The 16,368-nt window shown below is 60.7% G+C and carries 12 protein-coding genes; 6 read left to right on the top strand and 6 right to left on the bottom strand.

The window, feature by feature from the left end; genetic code table 11:
• The first annotated feature begins 224 nt into the window (after window positions 1-224).
• Complete coding sequence (locus ADN01_RS08520) at window positions 225-2,126, top strand: aldehyde ferredoxin oxidoreductase family protein (protein ID WP_062418670.1); 1,902 nt, start codon at window positions 225-227, stop codon at window positions 2,124-2,126.
• A gap of 71 nt (window positions 2,127-2,197) precedes the next feature.
• Here the strand turns inward: ADN01_RS08520 and ADN01_RS08525 are convergent, their stop codons facing one another.
• Entirely contained in the window at window positions 2,198-2,620 is a 423-nt protein-coding gene (locus ADN01_RS08525; RefSeq protein ID WP_082142824.1) for a rhodanese-like domain-containing protein, read from the bottom strand.
• 188 nt (window positions 2,621-2,808) lie between these two features.
• Here ADN01_RS08525 and ADN01_RS08530 point away from each other — a divergent pair, with 188 nt between their 5' ends.
• Window positions 2,809-4,938, top strand: coding sequence for a hypothetical protein (locus ADN01_RS08530; protein ID WP_075071073.1), 2,130 nt, complete (start codon window positions 2,809-2,811; stop codon window positions 4,936-4,938).
• Here ADN01_RS08530 and ADN01_RS08535 read toward each other — a convergent pair whose 3' ends face one another.
• On the bottom strand, window positions 4,939-5,679 hold the full coding sequence (locus ADN01_RS08535) for a DUF1638 domain-containing protein (protein ID WP_062418673.1): 741 nt from the start codon (window positions 5,677-5,679) through the stop codon (window positions 4,939-4,941).
• 110 nt (window positions 5,680-5,789) lie between these two features.
• On the opposite strand from ADN01_RS08535, the gene ADN01_RS08540 reads away from it, so the two are divergent.
• Together ADN01_RS08540 and ADN01_RS08545 are read left to right on the top strand one after the other, a co-directional pair.
• Complete coding sequence (locus ADN01_RS08540) at window positions 5,790-7,880, top strand: alpha-galactosidase (protein WP_062418674.1); 2,091 nt, start codon at window positions 5,790-5,792, stop codon at window positions 7,878-7,880.
• Window positions 7,881-8,073: 193 nt separating this feature from the next.
• Window positions 8,074-9,552 carry a B12-binding domain-containing radical SAM protein gene (locus ADN01_RS08545; protein WP_062418675.1) on the top strand — a complete coding sequence of 493 codons (1,479 nt, stop codon included), beginning with the start codon at window positions 8,074-8,076 and terminating at the stop codon, window positions 9,550-9,552.
• Between the two features lie 75 nt (window positions 9,553-9,627).
• Here ADN01_RS08545 and ADN01_RS08550 read toward each other — a convergent pair whose 3' ends face one another.
• Genes ADN01_RS08550 through ADN01_RS08560 form a run of 3 tightly spaced genes read right to left on the bottom strand, consistent with a single transcriptional unit; the run spans window position 9,628 to window position 12,680 of the window.
• The gene (locus tag ADN01_RS08550) at window positions 9,628-10,401 is read right to left on the bottom strand and encodes an iron-sulfur cluster-binding protein (protein WP_160318400.1); all 774 of its coding nucleotides are present in this window, start codon (window positions 10,399-10,401) and stop codon (window positions 9,628-9,630) included.
• A gap of 5 nt (window positions 10,402-10,406) precedes the next feature.
• Complete coding sequence (locus tag ADN01_RS08555) at window positions 10,407-11,342, bottom strand: dihydroorotate dehydrogenase (protein WP_062418677.1); 936 nt, start codon at window positions 11,340-11,342, stop codon at window positions 10,407-10,409.
• A gap of 15 nt (window positions 11,343-11,357) precedes the next feature.
• On the bottom strand, window positions 11,358-12,680 hold the full coding sequence (locus ADN01_RS08560; RefSeq protein WP_147239067.1) for a beta propeller repeat protein: 1,323 nt from the start codon (window positions 12,678-12,680) through the stop codon (window positions 11,358-11,360).
• A 190-nt stretch (window positions 12,681-12,870) separates the two neighbouring features.
• Here ADN01_RS08560 and ADN01_RS08565 point away from each other — a divergent pair, with 190 nt between their 5' ends.
• Window positions 12,871-13,878 (top strand): squalene/phytoene synthase family protein, encoded by a 1,008-nt coding sequence (locus tag ADN01_RS08565; RefSeq protein WP_062418679.1) that lies wholly within the window; start codon window positions 12,871-12,873, stop codon window positions 13,876-13,878.
• Window positions 13,879-13,905: 27 nt separating this feature from the next.
• The gene (locus ADN01_RS08570) at window positions 13,906-15,918 is read left to right on the top strand and encodes an alpha/beta fold hydrolase (protein WP_062418680.1); all 2,013 of its coding nucleotides are present in this window, start codon (window positions 13,906-13,908) and stop codon (window positions 15,916-15,918) included.
• A gap of 80 nt (window positions 15,919-15,998) precedes the next feature.
• On the opposite strand, the gene ADN01_RS08575 is transcribed toward ADN01_RS08570, so the two are convergent.
• The gene (locus tag ADN01_RS08575) at window positions 15,999-16,361 is read right to left on the bottom strand and encodes a carboxymuconolactone decarboxylase family protein (RefSeq protein ID WP_062418681.1); all 363 of its coding nucleotides are present in this window, start codon (window positions 16,359-16,361) and stop codon (window positions 15,999-16,001) included.
• Window positions 16,362-16,368 lie beyond the last annotated feature (7 nt).

Raw genomic sequence — 16,368 nt, forward strand, 5'->3', positions numbered from 1 at the left:
GCCGCGTTCCTATTTTGCCGGATTTCCGCGAATCGTTTCGAAAAATTTCTATATAATCAAGGTAGGCAGTTATTCACGCAAAAACGCCTTCCTTTATCAAATCCACACCTTATCAATAGAATCGTCAGCCGACAGCGCTCGTCACAATAGATCGTTTGCAGACCATCACAACGATCTTCGTTTGTTACGAAAGAAATGCTCAAGAGGCCATTCAGGAGGAAACCATGCTCACCGGATACACAGGCAAGATTCTGCACGTTGATCTATCCCAGGGAAAAATTTGGGTGGAAACGCCCGACGAATCCTTCTACCGCACCTACATCGGCGGCTCTGCCATGGGCCTGGTCTATATTCTCAAGCATGTGCCCGCCGGCATTGACGGCCTGGATCCGGCCAATGTCCTCACCTGGATGCTCTCTGCCCCCACCGGTGCTCCCATCTCCGGGCAAAGCCGCATGTGCGTCAATGCTCGCTCCCCTCTGGTGGACGGCATCGGCGATTCCCAGTGCGGCGGCTTTTTCCCTGCGGAGCTGAAATTTGCCGGGTTTGACGGCATCGTCTTCACCGGCAAATCTCCCACCTACCAATACCTCTGGATTCACGATGGCGAAGCCGAGCTGCGCAACGCCTCGGCCCTGTGGGGCAAAACCACCTCCCAGGCAGAGGCGCTCATCAAGCAGGAGCTGGGGGATCCCAAAATTGAGATCGCCCAGTGCGGTCCCGCTGCCGAAAAAGGCACGCGCCTGGCGGCCATCATCAACATGAGCAACCGCGCCAACGGCCGCACCGGTATGGGGGCAGTCATGGCCTCCAAGAATTTGCGTGCGGTCGCAGTGCGCGGAAAAACCCACCGTTTGCCCCTTGCCAATGCACAAAGGCTCGGCCAGTTGGCCCGCTGGGGCGCGGGGGATATTGAAAATAACGGTGATGTCCTCGGCCTGCGTGAATACGGCACCCCCAGCGTGGTTGGCTTTCAAAACACCATCGGCAGTCTGCCCACCCTGAACTACACCCAGGGCCAATTCCCGCTGGCGGACCACATCAGCGGCGAGACCATGAAAGACACCATCCTCAAAGAAAACGACACCTGTTTCGCCTGCGCCGTCCGCTGCAAGCGCGTGGTGGAAACCGAATGGCAGGGGCGCCCCGTCGAAGGGCAGCACGGCGGGCCGGAATACGAAACCCTGGGCACCTTTGGCTCCTACTGCGGCGTGGATGACCTTCCGGCTGTCTGCCTGGCGAACAAAATCTGCAATGAAAACGGTCTGGACACCATCGGCACCGGCGCCACCATCGCCTGGGCGATGGAATGTTACCAGAACGGTCTGATCACCGCGGAGGATGTCGGCTACCCGCTGCCCTTCGGCGACGCTGCGGCCATGATCCGCCTGCTGGAACAAATGGTGGCTCGCGAAGGTTTTGGGGATGTGCTGGCCGACGGCTCTCGTCGAGCCGCCGATCGCCTGGGCAAGGGGCATGCCTATCTCATTACCGCCAAAGGCGCCGAAGCCCCCGCCCACATGCCTCAGGCCAAACGCAGCCTCGGCCTGATCTACGCCGTCAACCCCTTTGGGGCCGACCACCAATCTTCCGAACACGATCCCATGATCGAAGAGGGCGCCTCCGATTTTTATCTGAACCGCCTGGCCCTCCTTGGCCTTACTCAAGTTCTCGCCCCCGGTTCCCTCGACAGCGAAAAGGTGCGTTATGCCCTGAAGACGCAGTTGTTTTACTCCTTCCTGGATACTGCCTGTCTGTGTCAGTTCGTTTGGGGCCCCAGCTGGGAAATGTTTGGCCCGCAGGAAACCGTTCAGATGATGCAGGATGTCACTGGTTGGAGCGATTTCTCACTGGAAGAGCTGCTCAAGGTGGGCGAGCGCCGTCTGAACCTGATGCGCGCATTCAACGCTCGCGAAGGCCTCACCCGCGCTCAGGATCAGCTCCCTGCCAAATTCTTCCAGCCGCTTCAGGGTGAAGGCCCCACCGCGGGCGTGGCCCTCGACCCGGCCGTGATTGAGCGCGCCAAAGAAGAATATTACGCCATGCTCGGTTGGGATCCGACCACCGGACAGCCCATTCCTCAGGGTCTGGCCGCGTTGGGTTTGGCCTGGGTCAACAATCCATAATCTGTTTCGCCTGTACGAAAAAGCCCAGGGCGCGCGCCCTGGGCTTTTTTTGACATACGTGCAAACGTTTCCTACGGGCCGGTCACCATCGGCAGACCTTTGGCCGCCCACGAATTCATCCCCCCGCCCATGCTGGTCACGCTTTTAAAACCCGCCTCCAGCAAAATATCCCGTCCCGCCGCGCTGCGGTTGCCAGAGCGGCACACCACCACCACGGTTTGGTCCTTGGGCACTTCATTAACCCGGCTGGGCAATTGATCCAACGGGATCAAGGTGGCATCGGGAATGTGCCCCGCGTTCCACTCCTCCGGCTGGCGTACATCCAGGATAAACGCGCCCCCATCCCGCAGTTCGGCCGCCTTGGCCACGGTCACTTCCTTCGGCAGGGCGGCTGTCGCCGAAGTGTTGGGATTGGCCAAAAAGACCGCGCTCAACACAATCACCGCAATCACCGCTAATCCAACCCAGATTCCATTTTTTCGCAACCATTTCATGGTTCATTTTCTCCTTTGAGCATATTCCCAAGTTATACCTTATTCTATCGGATGGTTTTCAAAAGAGAAAGTGACATTGCCTCGCAAGGTTGCACAAAAGTAGGCCGTTTTCCTTCAGCGCCAACAGGTTGCGCCCCTGGCAGGGTTGTGATACCATGCAGCCATTCTGCAACTGACCCGAGGTCCTCATGCAGCCTCTTGCTGTGAAATCGTCTACCTGCCTGCTCGCCCTGCTCTCCATCCTGCTCCTCCTCACCGCTTGCCAGCCGCAGCCAGCCGCCGCCCCAACCCTCCCCGCTGTGGAACAACCCGACGCTCCCACCCTGCCCTCAGCCCCTTCCGCTGCGCCGGAGCAGCCCGCGGCAGAACCGAACGCAGATTCCGCCCCACCAGAGGCCACCCCCTCGCCAGTCAGCCCGGCTTCGGTGCCCAGCGCGCCCGCCAACCCCGGCGAAACCCTGCCCCCCGAAGATTGGAAGAACTGGCCGGTGGTACCCCAGGTATCTGACCGCGCCCGCGAGATCTACCAGCAAGGGCTGCAGCGCGGCACCAATCCGCAGGCATTTTCCGTCGTTGGCGACTGCCAATCCATCCCTGGGGTATTCATGGGCGTCTTTGGCCACCCTTTGGGATACAGCCTGAAACCCGAAGAACAATACTTGCAGGAGACCATTGATCATTTCTCCGGCTCCTTCGACCGCGACGGCATTGCCGTGCGCGGCGGATTCACGGCTGCCTCCCTTCTATCCCCCCTGCAGGCCGACCCCAGCGCCTGTAAACCCGGTGAATCGCCCCTGTCCTGCGAATTTCGCGTACATAACCCCAGTATCGTCATCATTTCGTTGGAAACCTGGCGCACCCCCGCCACCATTGACCGCTACGAGGTGTATTTACGCCAGATCATCGAGGCCAGCATCCAGCAGGGCGTCCTGCCCATCCTCGCCACCAAGGCCGACATGGCCGAAACCGGTAAAGAACATGTCATCAATCCGGCGGTCGCCCGCCTGGCCAGCGAATATCAACTCCCCATGATGAATTTCTGGCGCGCAGTGCAGGGCATTGAGCATAAAGGCATTGACCCCGAACGGGACACCTTCCACCTCACCCGCGAAGCCTGGTTGGTGAAAAGTTTTACCGGCCTGCGCGCTCTGGATGCCGTCTGGCGAGCGGTGAGCGCGCAGACCCCGCCCGCGGCCTCCGAAACCGCCCTGAACACCGCACCCACCCCCCAGCCCACCGCCTTGCCGCTGCAATTCACGCCGCCAGATTGCCCGGCGGGTGACAATTGCGTCCTGCTCGACCTGATCGAAAGCCGCGACGGTTCGCTGCACGACCGCGGAGTTTTCACCTTTAACCTCGACTCCCAGGCCCTTACCCCCCTGACCGCCGAAGATATTCGCCTGCAGGATGTTTCCCCAGACGGTCAAAGCGCCCTGCTCAGCCGCGGCACAGAGTTGTACCAGGTTCGGTTCGCTGACCCCGCGCCCACTCTTATCACGGATGCCTTTGTGGATCACGGCAGCCTCTCGGCCTTTTACCTCTCTGACGGCCAGTCCATCCTGCTGCTCTCAGATCGCGAAGGCTACCCCGCTGTGTGGAAAACCTCTTCCGCCGCCGCAGATTGGCAGAAAATCACCGCTGAAAGCGACAGCCCCATTGCGTTGGTGAAGTCCCCGCAGGCGGGCTGGGTCTACTGGCAGGCTGGCGCCTGTTCGTCTCGCATCGTCTGCCAGGCCAGCGGCTATCAGCGCACCAGCCTGGACGGACAAACCCAGCCTGTGGGCGATGTGCAGCAGTTGGTCCTCTCCAATGATGCCCAATCCCTGGCCTTTATGGATCCGCAGACCGCCGGGGATTACGGTTTCATTGACAAGCTCGTCATCGAAAACGCCGAAACCCGCCTGCCCAGCCGCCGCCTGATTGTATTCCCCCCTGCCAACGGTTACAAAGTCCGCAACCGCCTCAACCAGTACCTGTGGTCGCCCAGCGATTCCCACATGCTCATTCTGGTGGACGAGTTCAGCAAATATTACGAACAGTCCTCCGGCTATCACCTCTTTATCTTTTGGGTCAAACAGGGCTGGTATACCGAATTTCCCCGCCTGACGGGCATCATGCCCGGGGCGGTCTGGTCGCCAGACGGGCAGGAGCTTTTCCTATGGGTGTCGAAAGCCCAGGCTGAGGGCCAATACTCGCTCAGTTTTGAGCGTTTTAACCCCTTCAAGCAAGAACGCACCGTATTGGATCAAAACCCAGCGCTGACGGGACTGCCCTACACCTACGTGAACCGCGCCTTCTGGCTGCCCCCCACCCCTTGATCAGTCTGCGGGTTCGCTGCGCACCACACCCTCATCGCTGCTCATGCAAATGCGGTGCCCCGGCGGGATCACCAAGTAGTCCTCGTCCCACGTCCCGCTGAGCAGTCCGCGGATCAAGCGCAGATCCCCCTCCAGGCGCGTGAATTTCCATCCGCGCCGTTCGGCATCCGCCCGCGCCTGTTCCTCTGCTGCGCGCCCGTCTCCTAAGCCCACATCCACAAACGCCGCGCGGTCGTAATGTTTTTGCCACGCGCCCATCACTTCCATCAAGTAGTCGGCGTTGTCCTGTCCGTATTTCTCCACATAGGCCGCGTACACGCCCGGCAGGTCATCCGCCACCCCCGCGCCAATGGACAACGCCGTCCCAGCTTGATCGTTGCGCTGCACGTAATCCAGCGCGTACCAATACGTGCCAGGGTCGCGTGAGAATTCTTCGGTGTAGCGCGCCCGGCTGCCCAGAAACAGCGTGATGCAGTCGTGCGCCCTGGGCAGCACCAAGGGTACATCCCGCGCTGTTAGGCCTTCGGTAGCCTTCCCGCACAGGCCGTAAGCCAGCAGCAGCGCGTCGTACCCCTGCCCCTGGCAGGCGTCAATCCGCTCTTGCAGGTGCGTGCGCAGCTCCGGTGGCCGCGCATGTAGCCCCAGGCGGTAAATTTCCACATCCACCACGTGCGGCGACACCGCCGCCTGTGAATACACCATGCGCGCCAATGCCTCGCAGCCCAACACCTTTAATCGCATCTCCGCTCCTTTTGCATGCAGTCCCGTTTCGCCAACCCACGGCGGATTCTATTATAATCAGGGGGTCAATCCCATCCCTAATTCTACGCGATTTTTTTGAGAGCTTGCCCATGTCTATCCAACAGATCGGCTCCTCCTGGCTGCTGCACACCCAAAACACCACCTACGCCTTTGGCCTCAATTCTTTAGGGCTGCTGGTTCACCAATACTGGGGCCCGCGCATCGCTTCGCCTTCCGCCTTGCCGCCCGCGCCCGAATCTGAGGGCTGGGCATCTTTTAACCACCCCGAACACCTCCTTCCAGAAGAATACCCCGCCTGGGCGGGCATGAAATTTGTGGAGCCCTGCCTCAAAGTGACCGCCCACGACCAGGTGCGCGATACGGTGCTGGTTTTTCAAGACAGTCAGGCAGAAGTGGATGATCTACCCCATCTGGTCATCACCCTCCAGGACCCCGTCTATGCCCTGCGCGTGCGCCTGCATTACCGCGTCCATGCTGAGTCGGATATCATCGAACGCTGGGCAGAGCTGGTGAATGACTCCGCCGCGCCCATCCGCCTGGAACGCGCCTTCTCTGTCCAGTGGCACCCACCGGCGGGGACTGCCTACCGCTTTTCCCATCTGTACGGGCGCTGGAACGACGAATTCCACCTCGTTCGCGAAACCCTCACCCCCGGCGTCAAAGTCATCGAAAGCCGCCGCCTCACCACCAGCCACCACCACAACCCCTGGTTTGCCCTGGACGGCGGGGATGCCAGCGAAACCCAGGGCGAGGTCTGGTTTGGCGCCCTGGGCTGGAGCGGCAACTGGAAATTATGCGCGGAGGATACTGGCTTTGCCTCTACCCGCGTCAGCCTGGGCGTCAACGATTTTGATTTTGCCTGGGATCTTCAGCCCGGAGAGACCTTCACCACCCCGTCCGCGTATGCTGGCTATACGCAAGAAGGTTTCGGCGCGGCCAGCCGCTGCCTTCACCAGCTCATCCGCAGCCGCCTCATCCCCCATCCCCGCGCCCTGCACCCCGTCCTCTACAATTCCTGGGAGGCCACCCTGTTTGATGTGGACGCCCCATCTCAGATCCGCCTGGCGCAGCTCGCCGCCCAGATGGGGGTTGAACTCTTCGTGATGGACGACGGCTGGTTCAAAGGCCGCCGCGACGACCGCGCCGGGTTGGGTGATTGGTCTCCCGATCCGCTCAAGTTCCCCCACGGCCTGAACCCGCTCATCCAGCAGGTCACCGCCCTGGGGATGCGCTTTGGTCTGTGGGTGGAACCCGAAATGGTCAACCCCGACAGCGATCTCTACCGCGCTCACCCCGACTGGGTGCTTCATTTTCCCACCCGTCAGCGCCGCACCGGCCGCAACCAGCTCATCCTCAACCTCGCCCGCCCGGATGTACAGGCCCATTTGATTCAGATGCTGGATGAGCTGCTTTCGCAGCATGACATTTCATTCATCAAATGGGACATGAACCGCGCCGTTTCCGAACCCGGCTGGCCGGATGCCCCGCGTGATCCGCGTGAAATGTGGGTACGCTATACCCACGGTCTCTATCACATTCTCGAAACCCTGCGCAGCCGCCACCCCCAGGTCACTTTCCAATCCTGTTCGGGCGGCGGAGGCCGCGCCGATTTGGGGGTGCTGCGCTATGCCGACCAAATTTGGGTCAGCGACAACACCGAAGCCGCTGCTCGCCTGCGCATTCAGGAGGGCTTCTCGCAGCTTTTCCCCGCTCAGGTGATGGAAGCCTGGGTCACCGACGCCAACCGCGGCCAGATCCCTCTTTCCTTCCGTTTCCACGTCAGCATGTGCGGGTCTCTGGGCATCGGCGGCAACCTTACCCAATGGTCTCCCCAGGAACGCGCCGAGGCCGCCCATTGGATCGCGGTCTACAAAGACATCCGCCCCATCATCCAGTTTGGCAGTCAGTTCCGTCTGCGCTCCCCCTCCCAATCGCCCTTCTCCACTGTCCAATACCTCTCCGAAGACGGAGCCGCCGGGGTGTTATTTGCCTTCCGCACCTACCTGCCCGACCCGGCAGCCCTGCCGCCTTTGCGCTTGCAGGGACTGGATCCGCAGGCCCTGTACGCGGTCGAGGGGGTTCCTGAGCCTCACAGTGGGGCCTATTGGATGCACACCGGCCTGCCTCTGATGCTCGGCAATTTCGAAAGCGCTCTGCTGCGCATCACCCGCCTGCCGTGATGTGAAAAAGGTCACAGCTCTCAGGCACACTCTGGTCTGAGCGCACCCTGGTTTTTGCCCGCCTGGGTCATACCCCATCGCCAGCGCACACGGGACACAAACCCGTAAGCGGATATGACCTTTGCTACATCCCCCGCACCCCCAGGGTCTTTATACTGAGGTTATCTTTGCTCCAATTTGGAGGTAACCCGATATGAAGATCCTTTTGGTATATCCTGAATTTCCCGATACGTTCTGGAGCTTTAAACACGCTCTGCGTTTCGTTGTCAAGAAATCCTCCTCGCCCCCCTTGGGTCTGCTCACCATCGCATCCATGCTGCCCACAGACTGGGAAACCCGCCTGGTAGATCTCAACGTGCAGCCGCTGAAAGATCGCGATATCGCCTGGGCGGATATGGTCTTCGTCAGCGCCATGGTCGTGCAGCGCGAATCCACGCATGAGGTTATTCATCGCTGCAAGCAGCTGCAAAAAATGGTGGTCGCCGGTGGGCCGCTCTTCCTGGGCGAATGGGAGTCATTCCCGGAAGTGGATCACTTCATCCTCAACGAGGGTGAAATAACCCTGCCGCTGTTTCTACGCGAACTGACTAACGGCAGCCCGCAGCGCGTGTACCGCACGGATGCCTTCGCCGACATCGCCACCAGCCCCATCCCCCGCTGGGATCTGATCAAAATGAGCGCCTACGATTCGCTCAGCATTCAGTATTCCCGCGGCTGCCCCTACAACTGCGACTTCTGCAACGTCACCGCCATGCTCGGCCACCGCCCCCGCACCAAATCCGCTGATCAGATCATCGCCGAGCTGGACGCCATGTACAGCCTCGGCTGGCGCCGCAATATCTTCTTTGTGGATGACAATTTCATTTGCAACAAGCGCCAGCTCAAAGAAGAAATCCTCCCTGCCCTCATCGCCTGGCGCAAAGGCAAAGCCGGCGTCAATTTCATCACCGAGGCGTCTATCAATCTGGCCGACGACCCGGAGCTCATGCGCATGATGTCCGCGGCAGGCTTTATCTCGGTCTTTGTGGGCATCGAGACCCCCGATGAAGCCAGCCTGATCGAATGTAAAAAGAGCCAGAACACCCACCGCGATCTGGTGGAGACGGTGCGCCGCATTCAAGAATACGGCCTGCAGGTAATGGGCGGTTTCATCGTCGGCTTCGACAACGATACCACCTCCATCTTTGAACGACAGATTGATTTCATCCAGCGCAGCGGCATCGTCACCGCCATGGTAGGCATGCTCCAGGCCCCCTACGGGACCCAGCTGTACCAGCGCATGCGCGAAGAAGGCCGCTTGGTCTGCGAGCTTTCGGGGGATAACGCCGACGGCTCCACCAACATCGTCCCGCGCATGGGCATCGAGGTCTTAACCGAGGGCTACAAAAAGATCATGCGCGAGTTGTATTCTCCCCACACCTTCTATCAGCGTGTCAAGACTTTTTTGACCCATTACAACCCGCCCAAATCCCCCGTCCATCTCGAATGGCAGGAGATTTACGCCTTCCTGCGCTCCATCTGGAAGCTGGGTATTCTGGGCAAAGAGCGCGGCGAATATTGGCGCCTGTTCTTCTGGGCCTTGTGGAAGTACCCGCAAAAATTCTCCCTGGCCATCACCATGACCATTTACGGCTACCACTTCCGTCAGGTCAATGCCCTGCACGGCATCTAGTCCGCACATCCAACCCAAACACAAAAGCGCCTGGCGAAAATGACCGCCAGGCGCTCTCGATTCAGTGAAAAGATCTCATTCCTTCCAGGAAACCGGCCCATCCAAACAGGCCAGCCAGCCAGGCTGCTGGCACGAATGGCGGTGCAGGCTGCCGTCTTCCCCCTGGGGCGCAGGCAGTTCACAGCTGCCGCACAGCCCCATCCCGCAGCGCATGTGCGCCTCCCACGAAAGCTGGCGGGCCACGCCCAGCTGCTCACACTGACGGTCCAGGGCTTCCAACATGCCCAGCGGGCCGCAGGCGCACAGGCTGTCTGGCCTCGCCGCGGCGATCGCCGCTTCGGTGGCCTTCGTCACCAGCCCACGCTCGCCCATTGAGCCGTCCTCCGTCATCACCCGCACAGGCACGCCCAGGGCCTGAAAACGCTCCGCCCACAGCACATCCTCCGCGCTGCGCGCCCCCATGCACACTTCCGCGCTCATCCCCGCCGCCAGGGCCTTGCGCGCCAGGTAATACAGCGGGGCCACGCCGTAGCCTCCCGCTGCCAACAGCACACGCTGCCCTACCAGGCGGTAGCCTTGCCCCAGCGGGCCGCGGATCCAAACCCGTTGGCCTTCCGCCACCGAGTGCAGGCTGTGGCTCACCGGGCCGACATCCACCACCATCAGCTGCAGTGGGTCATCCCCCGCAATACTGAAGGGCTTTTCGCCTACCCCCGGCAGCCAGGCCATCACATACTGCCCGGGCTGGCAGTCCAGCTTTTCCGCAAAGGTCAGGCTGCGCGTGCGGTAATTATCCATTTTCGAAGACACCAGGGTAAACGGCCGGTGCAAATAAGTGGGTTGCATCATCGTACTCATCGGATCGCCTGCCCTCGCATTTCATCCAAAGACCGGATCCCCTCGGCCTGCATAAACGCGCCCAACTCCTGCGCAATCGTCCCCAGGGCCTCCACTCCGCGGTACCACACCGCTGTGCCCACCCCCACCGCCGTGGCGCCCGCCAGGATCATCTCCGCGGCGTCTTCGCCAGTGTTCACGCCGCCGGTACCGATGATGGGAACCTTCACGGCATGCGCAATCTCGGCCACACACCGCAGCGCGATGGGCTTAATCGCCATCCCCGAAAGCCCCCCCGTGCGGTTGTGCAGCACCGGCCGCCGGGCGTGCGCATCAATCACCATTCCCGGCATGGTGTTAATCGCTGTGATGGCGTCCGCGCCCGCCTCCACCACCGCGGCCGCGATCCGCCCGATGTTGTACACATTGGGGGCCAGCTTGACGGCGATGGGCAAATCTTTGCCCACTGCGCGGCGCACCGATTCGGTCACCGCCGCGGCGCTCTCGCACACCGCCGCGAAAGGCGTGCCAAATTCATCTGCCACGTTGGGGCAGGAGATATTCACTTCCAAAAGATGGGGCCGCGCCTGCGCGATCAGCGCCGCCACCTGCCCAAATTCCTCTACCGTGCCGGCAAAGATGCTCGCGATCAGCGGAACACCGTAAGGCTCCAAAATCCTACGCCCCTCAGCCAGCAAGTGCACCTCTTCCTCAGCGCCGGGGTTGGTCAGCCCAATGGCGTTAATCACCCCCGCGCCCCAGTCCAGGGCCACAGGGTTGGGGTGCCCGGCGCGCGGCTGCAGGCTGCAGCTCTTGGCGGTCACTGCCCCCACGCCCACTTGTGCCGCACGCAGGAACAAGCTGGAGCTGGTTCCAATGATCCCCGAAGCCAGGACAATGGGATTTTTCATCTCCAGGCCCAACAAACGACAGGTTAAGTCTGCACTTCCCATCTTTTCTCCCATCCGTTATGGAATCACAACTGGTTTCAGATCCATCCAGCTTTGTCCGCCGTTGGTGGTTTTCACCAGGGTGCTGGCCTGGTCAATTTTGGCGATCACCCAGCCCACCTGCGGGTTGACAAATTGAATCGGCCCGCTCCAGATCAAGGTCGAAAGCGGCCACCAGTTCTGCCCGCCGTCTTCCGTCCGGTACATCTTTGTGCCGTCGATGAAATCTCGATCTGCCCCACCCACAAACCAGCCGTTCAGCTCATCCAGGAAAAATACCTCCCCATACGCCGCCGGCAGGTTGCGCGGCGACCAGTTGGCACCGCTGTCTTGGGTGGTGTACAGGTACTGCGCCGCCTGATTGGCATCCACATACAGACACTGCACCACCTGATAGCCGGACTTCCCGTTGATAAACACGGGTTCATGCGGCAGCCCGCACATGGTTTGATCTTTCAGCAAGATCGGGTCATTGGTGGGAACCGGCAGATCCACCCCAGACCAGCTTTTTCCGCCGTCCTGGGTGGCGTAAAAATACACCCCCGGCATCAGCCCAGGGCAGTTGCCTGTCACCCATCCGCTTTCCCATTGCAGGAACTGAATCCCCGATTTCGAACAGGACATGGGCAAATTGCCGCGCTGCGGGTCAATCATCCGTTCCCAGGTGACGCCCCCGTCGCGAGTGGCATAGATTGCCACGTAATCGTGGCTCATGCCCGCCCCCAGGTGAACCATTACCCAGCCGGAAAGCTCCTGGGTGAACACCACTTCCCCCGGCATGAAGAACTCAGACTGCAGCCCGTCGATGTTCAGGGGTTGGCTGGCCTCCCAATTTTGCCCGCCGTCTGTCGTGCGCCACACCACCACCTCATTCGTGGCCAGCGGTTCCGGGGCTTGGCTGCCAAATACCGCCCAGGCGCGGTTTGCATCCATAAAAAACGCCGCGGTCGCCAGATCCGTCTGCACGCTCAGCGATTTCACCGGCGCCGGGGTCACATCCCGCCAGGTCGCTCCGCCGTCAGCTGTGCGCAGTACAAATTCCAGACTGAACCCCGGAATCTGACCCACCGCCCAGCCGGTGGCCGCGTCCGTCATATGCAGCTCCAATAATTTCACTCCCACCGGCCGCGTGATAGGTGTAGGGACGGCAGGCGCCGTGGGGGTGTCGCCCGCGGGCGGCGCCGCGGGAACATCCACCGCAGGCGCGCTCGTCGGCGTAGGCGGCGCAGCCGGTTCCAGCGGTTGGCTGGTCGCAGGGGCTGGGGTCGGCGTAGAAATCCCACAGCCCAGGGCTGCCCAACAGGCAGCCAAAACGCATAACCATCGCAGGGACTTTTTCATCTCTCCTCGTTTTCTCAGGGGCGAGAACCACTGATTTGCACCGATTATCACATGTTCACCCCAAATTGCAAAGCCCCCATCCCAGGTCTTGGCCGATCACCCGCAGAAATTTGCCAATCGCGTCAAGTTTTGGCATAATAGAGACATTGTGCGCTTCATCGTTCGTTCCGTTTCATAGGAGGCCGTCAGCATGCATCATCAGGAATGGGATTTGCTCCGCGGCACCAGCCGGACATTTTACATCTCCATCCGCCAGCTTCCCGGCCGCCTGGGTGAGGCCTTTTGTCTGGCCTATCTGCTTCTGCGCATCTCCGATTACCTCGAAGACAATACCCTGATGACCCCCGAACAAAAAAACGCCGAGCTGCTGCGCTGGCATCAGGTTCTGCTCGGCCGCCTGCCCGCTGCACCCTGGGTGCACCAGATGGCCGCGCAAAATTTCCTCGACGGCTCTCCCGATTCTCAAGCCCTGGAACAGGCAGAGGCAATCCTCGCCCTGGCCCACCGGCTGCCCGAAGGCATGCAGGCCGCCATCTTTCACCACGTCCCCGATTCCACCCTGGGGATGGCCCGTTGGGTGCTGCGCGGCCCCGATATCCTCACCGAAGAAGACCTGGATGATTACATGCACGAAGTCGCCGGGCGGGTGGGCTATCTTTCCACCGAGCTGTTCGCCTGTCATGTCCCCCTGCTCAAACGTCACCTCGACCGCCTCATGCCCCTGGCGCGCGAAACCGGTCTGGCGCTGCAAACGGTGAATATCATCCGCGGCCTGCGAAAAGACCTGGAACGCGGCTGGGTGTACGTGCCGGAGAGCTTCTGCAAATCCTACGGCATCCGCCGCGCCGATTTATTCGAGCCTACCCACCGTGATCAGGCCGTTCAGGTGGTCGGCCTGATGGCGCAAAAAGCAGAGCGCCACCTCAAATTCGCCCTGTCCTACATCGTCGCCATCCCCCAGTACTTCCATTCCGTCCGTCTGGCCTGCATCTGGCCGCTGGCCTTTGCCATCCGCACCCTGGCGCTCAGCCGCGGTAATTTGCACCAGGTGCTGTCCAGCGAGGTTAAAATATCGCGCGAAGAAGTCAAGCGCATCGTCCGTGACTCATCCCTGTTTGGATGGTCCAACCGCTGGCTCAGCTGGTACTGCCAGCGCCTCAGCCAAACCACCCTGCAATCCCCCACGGCTGGCCAATAGCCGTCATCTCGGAAAGGCTCCCCCCTCATGCGAAAATTCTTGGTCGCTGTTCTTTTTCTGGCCTTTTGGCTTCTCCTCACCGGATTCACAAGCGCTCAGCCCGTCTCGGCCCAAAGCGGCCCCACTTTTACCCCCGCGGACTGCGCCGATTTTGATTTGAACATCGGTTTCGATGAAACCAACCCGGCCCAATGCGGCTATGTCACCGTGCCCGAAGTTCACCAGCAGCCGGACGGTCCCCAAATTGAATTGGCCGTCCTTATTCTGCCCAACCCCAGCGGCAGCCCCACGGCGGCCTCCCCCTTTGTCATCACTCAGGGCGGCCCCGGCGGTGCCACCATTGAAACTTACGCCTTCCAGCTGACCGTTGATTCTCCGCTGCGCCAGGGTCGGGATGTGATCCTTTTCGACCAACGCGGCACCGGCCTTTCTAAACCCTCGCTGGCCTGCCCCGAACTGCTCACCCTCACCAAAGAGACGCTTAATCTGGATCTGACCCTGGAAGAGGGCAACCAGCGCTACAATCAATCAGCCCTGGCCTGCCGTGACCGCCTGCTCTCCGAAGGGATCAACCTGGCGGCCTTCAACAGCTTTGAAAACGCCGCGGACGTGGACGCCCTGCGCCAAGCCCTCGGCTATGAGAAAATTGACCTGTACGGCGTCTCCTACGGCACGCTCCTGGCCCTGCACACCCTGCGGGATTACTCGGCTGGGCTGCGCTCCGTGGTTCTCGACGCGGTGGTTCCCCCCCAAATCAATTTCATCACCATGAGCCCCAGTTCCATCAACCGCGCCTTCAATGAGCTGTTCCAATCCTGCGCTGCGGACGCGGAATGCAATGCTGCCTATCCAAATTTGGAAGCTGTGTTTGACGAGACCATGGCCGCCCTCAACCAGACCCCAGCCAACATCATCCTGCAGGATTTGGAAACCAATGAAACCTACCCCACCCTGTTTGACGGGGACGCCTTTCAATCCAGCCTCTTCCAAATCCTCTACGGCTCGCAGTTTGTCCCCTGGCTGCCCAAAGTGATCTACGATGCCCGCGAAGGCAATTTCGATTTCCTCTCCAGCCTCCTCGGCCAGCTCTATTTTGACCGCAGTATGAGCTACGGAATGTACTATTCCGTGGTCTGCGCCGAAGACGCCGATTTCACCCTGCAGGACGTTTCTCTAGAGGGGGTGCGTCCTTCCATCGCCGATAACGAAATCCTCAACGACCAGGCCATGCTCGACCTGTGCGCCCGCTGGGATGTGCCCGCCTTGGGAGCGCGCGCCGATGAGCCTGTGGTCAGCAGCGTGCCCACCCTGGTGCTCTCCGGCCAGTTCGACCCCATCACCCCACCCGCCTTTGGTGCCGCTGCCGCAGAGACGCTCACGAACCATTATGTGGTGGTCTTCCCCACCGGCAGCCACGGGGCCGCCACCACCGGCGACTGCGAAGACGGTATCATCGCCGAATTCCTGAATAACCCCCAACGCGCCCCCAACACCGCCTGCGCCCAGGAACAAAAGATGGACTTCTTCACCCCGGGTGAATTTGTCCCCTTGCCCATTCTGGGCCGCCTGCTGAATTTTGACAGCCGCGCTGTAATACAGGTGATCATCCTCACCCTGGGACTGTTGGGCATGTCCACCGCCCTGCTGGTGTGGCCGCTGCTTTGGCTGGTGCGCAAGCTCCGCCGCCGTCCTCAGGCTCCTGTGCCTGTGTTCGCCATCGTGGGCCGTCTGGTGGGTCTTTTCACCCCCCTGCCGTTGATCCTCTTCCTTGTCCTCGTCCTGGTAGGCGGCTTCCAACTGGCCCTGGAGAACAATTTCATGGTGCTCTTCGGCTTGCCCAACAGCTACCGCATTGCCATGCTCCTGCCCTGGCTGGCTTTGGTCGCAGGCAGCCTCACCGCCGCGGCCACGGTCTACACCTGGGGCAAGTCCATCCGCACCCTGGGCGACCGCATCTACGACACCCTGGTGGTACTCAGCAGCCTGGGCGCCTTTGTCATCCTGGCCGTCTGGCAGACTTTCTTCGCCTTTTTCCGCTGAACGCTCTGATACTGGCAAAATAAAACCGGTCTGGCTGTGTGAATTCGGCCAGACCGGTTATTTGTCATTTCAGGTGGGCCCTAACCCGCCCCTTCCGCCTTCATCTGGTGCACCAGATCCACGGTTTCCACCGCGTGGCGCAAATGCGGGATCACAATGCTGCCGCCCACGATCAGCGCAACGTTAAACGCCTCATTCAGCTCCGCATCGCTCCAGCCGGCGTCCATACACTGCAAAATATGGTAATCAATGCAGTCGTTGCAGCGCAGCACCATCGAGGCCACCAGCCCTAGCAGCTCTTTTTCCTTGGCGCTCAGCGCACCGTCTTTATAGGCGACCGTGTCCAGGTTGAAAAAGCGTTTAATCCCCAAATGGTCCATCTGCGCGATGCGGTCGTTCATGCGCGTTCGGTACTGCTGAAATTCGCTCAAGCGGTTGCTCATGCTGCCC

It is taken from the genome of Levilinea saccharolytica (assembly GCF_001306035.1).
GTDB lineage: Bacteria > Chloroflexota > Anaerolineae > Anaerolineales > Anaerolineaceae > Levilinea > Levilinea saccharolytica.